The following is a 1744-nucleotide window of genomic DNA, read 5'->3' on the forward strand; positions in this document are numbered from 1 at the left end:
GCTGTGTGAGATGGCCCCCCTACATCCATGTGTGCTGAGAAACGTGTTAAACCAAAGGTTTCTTCCATGGCTAAAATCTTCTCTACCGATTCGTTTACATCGCCAATAATTAAAGCACCACTACTGTTTCGGCCGGCGTCGAACTGATTGCGTTGATAAGGTGCCCAGCCGCGTGATTTACCAATCCTGTTCATCTGAGCAGAATAAAGTGGGTAGTAGTAATCTGCAACTTCGCTACTGTTTTCGCCAAATAAAGCGTGCATATGTACACCTACTTCAAATTTACTCTTGTCGTGCCCATGAGCTTCATAAACTCGTTTATAGTAGTCGAAAAGCGGCTTAAACTGTATCGGCTGACCACCAATGAYGGCAAACATTACAGGCAAGCCTAATCTACCAGCCCGTTCTACCGATTCGGGTGTTCCACCAACGGCCACCCAAATTTTTAAATTGTCGTTAACGGCTCTTGGTAATATTTCCTGGTTATTTAGTTCTGGTCTGAACTTGCCTTTCCAGCTGATTTTGGACTCCTTGTTTATTTTAAGGAGTAATTCTAACTTCTCTTCATAAAGCTCGTCGTAATCCTGTAGGTTATAACCAAACAGTGGAAACGATTCGATAAAACTTCCACGACCAGCCATTAATTCGGCCCTGCCATTTGAAATTAAATCTATTGTGGCAAAATTTTGATACAATTTAACGGGGTCGGATGAACTTAAAACCGAAACTGCACTGCTTAATTTAATGTTTTTGGTTATAGTAGCAGCGGCAGCCAATATAATTTCGGGGCTCGATACGGCATAATCAGGGCGATGATGTTCGCCAATTCCATAAAAATCTAAACCAACCTCATCCATTAGTTTTATTTCTGCTATAATTTCCTGAAGTCTTTGCTGAGCGGGTTGAATTTCTCCTTTTGCATTAATCTGCAAATCGCCAAACATACCGATACCTAATTCCATAATGTTAAAATAATTTTAACAAAGTTAATGGATACAGGGCTAGCCATTTTTGATGTATGTTAAGAAAAGAGGTAAAGACTTATAATTAATCAGCCAGTTTACCTAAAGTCTTAAAAATGGTTTCGAGTTCGTGATTGGGATAATCGAAGTTGGTAGTGTCGATCTTAAACTTTTTACCATTCTGTAAAGTAATATTCATGAATTTGTACCTGTTACGGCTAAATGCTAGATCAGGAATAGCTTTAATCATTTTGATTTCATTCCACTTAAAAGTTCCCAATTTTAAGAATGTGATCTCATTTTCATCTGCTATGATGGCATATTCCTCTTGTTTAGCTATTAGATTTTTGAAAAAGAATATCAGAAAGACTATCAATATCGTCATTGTAATTAATGTTGATTGAAGATAACTCAGGTTAAAGATAAAAGTGAGATTAACTAAAAATAATGGGAAGAAACCAAAAATATAGAGTAATGGGCCCAAATTGCTATTGTCTTTAACTTTTATCGATGTGATCATGTTTGAAACAGGCGTTGGTTTTTACAGCTTCATAGAAATGATCCCGTTATAAACGCCATCAATTACTTTGCTCATTCGTTGAATATCGAGTGTTTCCATGGCTTCTTTATGGGGCTATTGTAATGCGAAAACTATTAATTGATTTCCACGGGCTCTCGTTTACCTGTTCGATTAAAATTACCTGATTAAAACTTATTTCATGAGGTAATTTATAAACTTTTATCTGTTTGAAAATTTCGTCACTACATGTTGAATTTCTAGG

At 36.9% G+C, this 1744-nt stretch carries 2 protein-coding genes; both read right to left on the reverse strand.

The genetic code is table 11. The features are described 5' to 3' along the window. A partial coding sequence (locus AC1DND_RS27215) for an LLM class flavin-dependent oxidoreductase (RefSeq protein ID WP_477585892.1) occupies positions 1-962 on the reverse strand: 962 nt, incomplete at its 3' end. A gap of 85 nt (positions 963-1047) precedes the next feature. Further along, positions 1048-1482 carry a hypothetical protein gene (locus AC1DND_RS27220; RefSeq protein ID WP_477585894.1) on the reverse strand — a complete coding sequence of 145 codons (435 nt, stop codon included), beginning with the start codon at positions 1480-1482 and terminating at the stop codon, positions 1048-1050. Positions 1483-1744 lie beyond the last annotated feature (262 nt).

The organism is Pedobacter sp. 01N416 (assembly GCF_056399685.1).

Coding starts and splice junctions, on each gene's coding strand:
- AC1DND_RS27220 (WP_477585894.1), bottom strand. CDS start 1,482: ATGATCACATCGATAAAAGTTAAAGACAATAGCAATTTGGGCCCATTA.